Origin of the sequence: Micromonospora sp. NPDC047730, assembly GCF_043204765.1 — a bacterium.
Taxonomy (GTDB): domain Bacteria; phylum Actinomycetota; class Actinomycetes; order Mycobacteriales; family Micromonosporaceae; genus Micromonospora.
Window position 1 is genome coordinate 56,475 of the sequence record NZ_JBIDCU010000028.1, and the last position, 6,656, is coordinate 63,130.

The following is a 6,656-nucleotide window of genomic DNA, read 5'->3' on the forward strand; positions in this document are numbered from 1 at the left end:
TCGAGATCCTCCGCATAGGAGTCAACGACGCCTCGCCACCCTCCGTCACCACCGAATGTGAGACAGGGCCGTTAACTTGACACTCCCGCTTCACGATCGACGGCGTTTCGGGCACCTGACCGTAATCCAACCCGGATCCCGCAGGTCAAGCCGGCCCACTGACGAGCACCTGACCAGTCACTTGGCGCCGTACAGGTCAACCCTCGGCTTCCTTGATCAAGTCGGGTGCATAGCCGAAAAGGCCGGGAAGCCCTCCGGTGTGCAGGAACACCACCGTCTCTGTCGCGGCGATGTCGCCTGCGCGCGCCGCGTCAATGAGCGCTGCCGCAGCTTTGCCTGTGTAAACCGGGTCGAGGGTGATGCCCTCCGTGCGCCCGAACAGGCGAATGGCCTCCCATACCGCCGGCGAGGGCAGTCCGTAACCCAAGCCTAGGGCTCTTTCAGTCACGTGGACGCGTGTTAGTGCTGGTGCCGGGACGCCCAGCATCGTCGCCGTCTCACCGACGAGCTTATGGATGACGGCTGACGCGTCTGCCGCCGGCTCGGACACCGAAGCGGCGTCGATCCTCACCGGCCAGTCCAGCAGAGCCGCACCGATCGCCAGGCCGGCAGCGGTGCCCGCGCTCCCGATCGGCAGGACTATTCGGTCGGCGCCTTCCATCTGCTCTCTGAGCTCAGCGGCGGCGGTCAGGTAACCGAGCACTCCGAGAGGGTTGGATCCGCCCACCGGAAGGGTGACCGCACGCCGGCCTTCTTTCGCTGCCTCAGCGACGATCTGACGGTGGGTGGCATCCGTCTCTTCATCGCGTTCGCAGACGTGGACCCGGGCGCCGTAAAGGAGATCGAGCGCGACGTTTCCCGACCGCTCATACGCCTCGTCAGACCGTGGCGCGGTCAGGGCGGAGGATCCGGCGATGTGAGTCACCTGCTTGGTGAGGACCAGTTCGCAGCGAAGGCCGAGCCGGGCGCAGGCCGCTGCGGTCTGGCGGCCGTGGTTGCTTTGCAGGCCGCCGAACGTGATGATCGTGTCAGCACCGCTGGCAACGGCGGCACCCAGGAGGAACTCGAGCTTTCGCAGCTTGTTCCCGCCGACGCCCAGTCCGTTGATGTCATCTCGCTTCACCAGAATCCGCGGCCCACCGACCTCCTCCGTCAGGCGATGGCACGCCTCTAACGGCGTCGGCCAATGACCCAGCGCGACCTTGGGAAAGCATGACAAGTCAACGACCGGACGGGGCATCGCTGCCTCCTTGAGGATTGGGCGCGTACTGAGGATAACCTATGAGACGATCTCACAAGATTATTGACCAGAGCCGATTAGGCCGCCACAATCCATACATGGCTCTGGTCGCGTGGAAGAGACTGGTTAACGAGAGTCCAACTGGGCGCTTCGCCGAGGGCTACGTCTTCCCCTGGCCGGAGGCCGCGGTTCCCCCTTTCGGTGCGATGACCTGCTGTATCTCGCCGGGTGAGAAGTGTGAGCCTGACCAGCACAACCAGGACGAGATCGCGTTCATCTACCGTGGTCACGGAGAGATCATCGCTGGCGGGGAGGTCTGGCACGTGAGCCAGGGCGATGCGGTTTTCATACCGCGCAATGTCGAGCACACCTTCAGCAACACTGATCCTGACAGGGATTTCGCCTTCTTCTCGGTTTGGTGGCCACGCATAGAGCCCCGAGACACTGTGGACGAGAGCTGAGATGGAGAGATCGTGGGCACCCCTGTGGTAGCTGAATACACGCTGTCGTCAAGTGAGGCCGAGCGGATTCAAAGCCTGGCTAGATCCCTCGACGGGGAAAGCGTCGAGGATAGACGGTTCCTGGCACGGGCGGCGGTTTGGGCCAACGAGCTTCCGCGTAACCTCCGTGCGTTTCTCGAGGACTTCCGGGTCACCGAAAGTTTCCCAGCTTGCCGCATCGGAGGCCTGCCGGTCGACAGTAAGCACATTGGACCGACGCCCACGGTCTCCAGCCGTTGGCGGGCGAAGGCAGCCAGCGAGACCCGGGCGGAACTTGTCGCCGTTCTGCTGAGCTCATGCCTCGGCGATGTCTTCGGTTGGCGCTTGCAGCACGACGGTTTCCTGATACACGACCTGGCGCCGCGGCCTGAGCACGAGGACACGGGTCTCGGCACCGGCAGCCGACAGCACATCAACTGGCACACCGAGGATTCGTTCCACCCCTGCCGGGCTGACTATGTCGGCCTTCTGTGCGTCCGCAATCCCGCGGAGGTGCCGACGACGATCGGGTTCCTCGACAGCAGCCTGCTAAGCGACGCCGACCGGCAGATACTTGCTCAGCCGGTGTTCACGTTCAGGCCCGACCCGTCCTATTTCGTCTCTGACGCTGAGCCCGTTCCCGGGCCAGACAAGGGAAGCATCCTGTACGGCGATTCCGCTGACCCTTACCTGCGGTTCGACCAGGACTACATCGACCTGCCGGCCGGCATCGAGGGAATTGAAGAGGCGATTGAATCCCTGCGCCGCGCAATCGAGGTAAACCTGATCGACCTCTCTCTTCACTCAGGGGACCTCCTGTTTCTCGACAACCGGCGGGCCGTCCACGGGCGGGCCTCATTCCAGGCAACCTATATCGAGACCGAAAGATGGCTAAAGCGTGTCAACATCACCTTGGACCTCAAGCGGTCACGGCATCTTCGTGACTCGGCCATCGATCGCGTGATCCGCGTCTGACCTGCTTCAGCCCAGAGAGTCCAGCTCCCGCTGGACCCGGTCCGCGTCGACCGGGCGCCCTTTCCCGCGGTACAGTCGGATTGCCTGAGACCAGACCTCACGGGCCTGCCCAGCCCGGCCGGCCGCGACATAGACCTGACCAAGCCGGTCGAGGGTGTTCGCCTGGTAGTAAATGCTGTTCAGCCTTCGGAAAAGAGCGAGGGCAGAGTGATAGTGCGTCAGCGCGTCATCTGGCCGCCCGGTGTGCTGAGCGATGTATCCCAAGCTGGCTAACGTATTTGCCTCTCCCACGCGATAGTCGTGCTGTCGGCACAACGCCAGCGCCGCCTCACAGCGGGCCTGGGCCTGGGCATAGTCGCCGACCCGCGCCTCGAACCAGCCGACGGCGTTGAGCATCGCCGCTTCCCGCACCTGCAGACCCAGCTCCCTGTAGAGCCGGAGCGCCTCCGTGGCGTGCCTGTGCGCAGCCTGGTCCTTGCCGGCCCGCCCGTTAGCCCACGTAAGAATCCGGTGCGCGTGCGCTTGAGCGGACAGGTCGCCGGCGTTCTCTGCCACCTGCAAGGAGCGCGCGAGCTGTGCCAGTGCCTCCTCGTGGTCGTCCAGGTTGAGGTTGGCGTCGCCAAGCAGGCGGTGGGCCAGGGAGATGACGGCGGGGTTTCCGACCTGCAGGGCCGACTCCAAGCCGGTCCGCCAGACCGCACGCCACTCACGAAGGTGACCGCGCCGGTAGTGAAAGGTATCCAAACACCACGCCAGCTGCCACGCGAGGTCATGCATGCCAAGCTCGGCCGCGAGCTGCTGCGCGGCCATCAGGTTTGCATGCTCAGCCTCGAGCCACGCCACCGCTTCAGCCGGGTCGGCTAAAGGCAGCGGATGGCAGTCGGGTGCAGGCGCGTCGATCTCGACCGGATGCCGGTGCGGGTCGAGCAGACGCTCGGCGCGGTGAGCCGTGTGCCGGTAAAAGTCGATTACCCGGCGGAGCGCCTCTTCGCGATTGCTGTCGGACAGGTGCTCGTGAGCCTGCTTGGTCGCATAAAGCCGGAGCAGGTCGTGCATGCGATGGCGACCAGCGACCTGCTGCACGACGAGATGGGCGGTTTCCAGCTCGTGCAGCAAGAGCCTCGCCCGCGTCGTCGGCAACCCAGCCAACTCGGCCGCAGCCGGCAAACTGATGTCTGGTCCGGGAGCCAGCCCAAGCAACCCGAACATCTCGGCTGCGGAGCCGGTCAGTGCCTGATAAGACCAGGAAAAGACACACTCGAGGTTTAACGGGATCTCACCGGCGTCGAACCCCTCAAGCCGGGTTCTCTGATCGGCCAGTTCATCGGCCAATCCGGACAGTGGGAGGGCTGGATGGGCGATCACGCGGGCGGCGACGATGCTCAGCGCGAGGGGCAACCCTCCACACATGGCGAGCAACATCGCAGTGGCTTCTGGCTCAGCTGTGAGCCTTTCATCCCCGAGGTGGCTGGCGAGCAACTGACGTGCCTCTGGCTCGGAAAGGGGTGCAAGGTCCACAAGCTGGGCGCCATGCTGTGTCACCAGGCCTGCCAGCCGGCGTCGGCTGGTGACCAACACCGTGCAGCCGGGCCCGCCGGGCAGCAACGGTGCGACCTGCGCGGTGTCGCGCGCGTTGTCGAGCACGATCAGGATGCGCCGGTCCTCCACCAGACTCCGGTAAAGACCGATTTGGGTGTCGAGGTCAGCGGGAAGTTTGGTCGGATCCTCGCCGAGCGCGTACAGGAAGCCGCGGACGGCCTCGGCGACAGACATCGGCTCGCCGGTCGGTGCGAATCCCCGCAGATCGACCATGAGCTGGCCGTCCGGGAAACGATCGAGGTGCTGCCTGGCCCAGCGTACCGACAGCGAGGTCTTCCCTATTCCACCTGCCCCGCCGATCGCCGAGATCACCACGGTCATGCCAGCATGCGTAACATGGTCTAGGGCATCGGTCAGCATCGCTAGCTCGGCCGACCGCCCGGCGAACCGCCGCGGTGCGGGTGGTAGCTGCCTGGGGATGGTCCGCCTTTGCACGCTGTCTACGCCAGAGGACGCGTTGCCGGTGCGCGTCGAGGCATATTGTGCCTCCGCGGCTTTGATTCGCCGCAATCCCTGGAGGAGGAGCCATCCGCCAATGCTTGCTGCGATGCTGACCGCGCCAGCCTGCCGGATCGCCTCCGTAACGTCACGACCCAACGCGAACTGAAGGTGACCGTCAATCCATGCCAAGGCCTCATCAAGCCATGCCTTCGCCAAGACGTATGTCAACCAGAAGGCACCGGCCGCAACGGCCAGCACCGCCAGCCGTGACCACACCCACCACGCGGCTTTGGACCGCCACATCTTCCGCCCCCTCGGCCCGGCCGATCGACACGACATCGCAAAGGAACGTTGTCCAAACTAGATAATGGTGTCGAGCCTAATACGGCAGCCGCCGTTCGGGATCATGGCTGAAGTTCGAGGTTGAGGCGGCGTGTGTAGTGGGCTCGTCGGGCTCGGGCTTGATGCCGGCGTCGCCAGCTTGACCAGTGCAATCGATGGGCGAGGTCGCTGATCGGGCGGATGATGCAAGCGTTGATCAGGCGGCGGACCTCGTTGACCGTGAGCTTGATCAGTCCGGTGTGGGTGGGGTCGTCGTGGGTCGCGTCGGCGGCGCAGATCGCCAGGACGGCGAGGGCGGCCAGGGCGAGGGTGGTAAATCGGTGCCAGGAGTCCCAGCGGCGGACCTGGTGCTGGTCCAAGCCGACCTGGCCCTTGGCGGCTTGGAAGCTCTCTTCGATGCTCCAGCGAATGCCCGCGACCCGCACGAGCTGCGCTAGGGTGGCCGGGCGTGGCGTCCAGCAGCGGTAGAAGGCCAGTTCGCCGGTGGTGGTGTTGCGGCGGATCAGCAGGCTGTGTCGGCCGCCGTCGTCGGGGTCAGCGTCGGTGCACACGTCATCGAGCCAGGCCCATTCGTAGAAGCGCGGCCCTTTCGACCCGGCGCCGGCTGAGCGGCGCTGCCACGCCGAGACGGGCAGGTCAGCGGCGATCCGGTCGGCGCGGATGCGGGTCTTGCCGCCGTCGAGCGGAACCAGGTGGCTGCGGGACACGGCCAGGACGTGGCCGAGCTGGTGTTCGCGCAGGTGGGCGCGGAACGCGGCGCTGTTGCCGTAGGCCTCGTCCGCGGCGGCCCACCCAGCCGGCACCCCGGCGTCAAGGGCCGCGGTGATCATCTCAGCGGCCAGCTCCGACTTGGTGGCGAACTCGATGTCGTCGGGCACGCCGGCGGCTCGGCAGCGATCCCGGTCGTCGGTCCACGACGCCGGCAGATACACCCGCCGGTCGATCAGCGTGTGCCCGCCCACGCCGGCGTAGCCCAGGAACACCCCGACCTGGCTGTTCTCGATCCGCCCCGCCGTGCCGGTGTACTGCCGCTGCACCCCCACCGTGTGGGTGCCCTTCTTCAGGTCACCGGTCTCGTCGACCACCAGGACCGCGTCCGGACCACCGAACCGGTCGACGATCAACTGCCGCAGGTCGTCGCGGACGGCGTCGGCTTCCCACACCGCCCGGTACAGCAGCCGCTGCATCGCGTCCGGCCTGACGTGTCCGGTCTGCTCGGCCAACTGCCAGCACGTCTTGACCTCAAGATCGGACAGCAGCGCCGTCACGAACTCGCCCGCCGCACGGCGCGGTTCCACCCGCCCGAACCGGCCCGCGAAGCACCCCAGCACCCCGGCCAGCACCCGCTCCCACCGAGCAACGGCTACGCTGTGGCACGCGGCCACCAAGATCTGATGTTGTGTCCACAACGCACAGACGATCACGCGGTGGCCGCCTCGCGTCCACCCCACCCGAGCAGCAAGATCCCAAACGGCGGCTGCCGTACTAATACTCCAACGTCACTTTGCCTGTCTGCGCTGGTAGTGGGATCGTCGGGCTCGGGCTTGGGATTTTCGTCGCCAGGTTGACCAGTGCAGGGT

Annotated in this window: 5 protein-coding genes; 2 read left to right on the forward strand and 3 right to left on the reverse strand. The window is 65.7% G+C overall.

From position 1 onward, the window contains the following. Positions 1-196: 196 nt before the first annotated feature. Positions 197-1,240, reverse strand: coding sequence for a 1-aminocyclopropane-1-carboxylate deaminase/D-cysteine desulfhydrase (locus ACGF5G_RS33560; RefSeq protein WP_393270494.1), 1,044 nt, complete (start codon positions 1,238-1,240; stop codon positions 197-199). A 98-nt stretch (positions 1,241-1,338) separates the two neighbouring features. Here ACGF5G_RS33560 and ACGF5G_RS33565 point away from each other — a divergent pair, with 98 nt between their 5' ends. Then, complete coding sequence (locus tag ACGF5G_RS33565; protein ID WP_393270496.1) at positions 1,339-1,701, forward strand: cupin domain-containing protein; 363 nt, start codon at positions 1,339-1,341, stop codon at positions 1,699-1,701. Positions 1,702-1,713: 12 nt separating this feature from the next. Continuing rightward, the gene (locus ACGF5G_RS33570; RefSeq protein WP_393270499.1) at positions 1,714-2,694 is read left to right on the forward strand and encodes a TauD/TfdA family dioxygenase; all 981 of its coding nucleotides are present in this window, start codon (positions 1,714-1,716) and stop codon (positions 2,692-2,694) included. A 6-nt stretch (positions 2,695-2,700) separates the two neighbouring features. Here ACGF5G_RS33570 and ACGF5G_RS33575 read toward each other — a convergent pair whose 3' ends face one another. Both ACGF5G_RS33575 and ACGF5G_RS33580 read right to left on the reverse strand, forming a co-directional pair. Continuing rightward, positions 2,701-4,614, reverse strand: a complete 1,914-nt coding sequence (locus tag ACGF5G_RS33575) for an ATP-binding protein (RefSeq protein WP_393270500.1) — start codon at positions 4,612-4,614, stop codon at positions 2,701-2,703. 524 nt (positions 4,615-5,138) lie between these two features. Continuing rightward, positions 5,139-6,404: an IS701 family transposase gene (locus ACGF5G_RS33580; protein ID WP_393270511.1), complete on the reverse strand. Its 1,266-nt coding sequence runs from the start codon at positions 6,402-6,404 to the stop codon at positions 5,139-5,141. Positions 6,405-6,656: the final 252 nt, after the last annotated feature.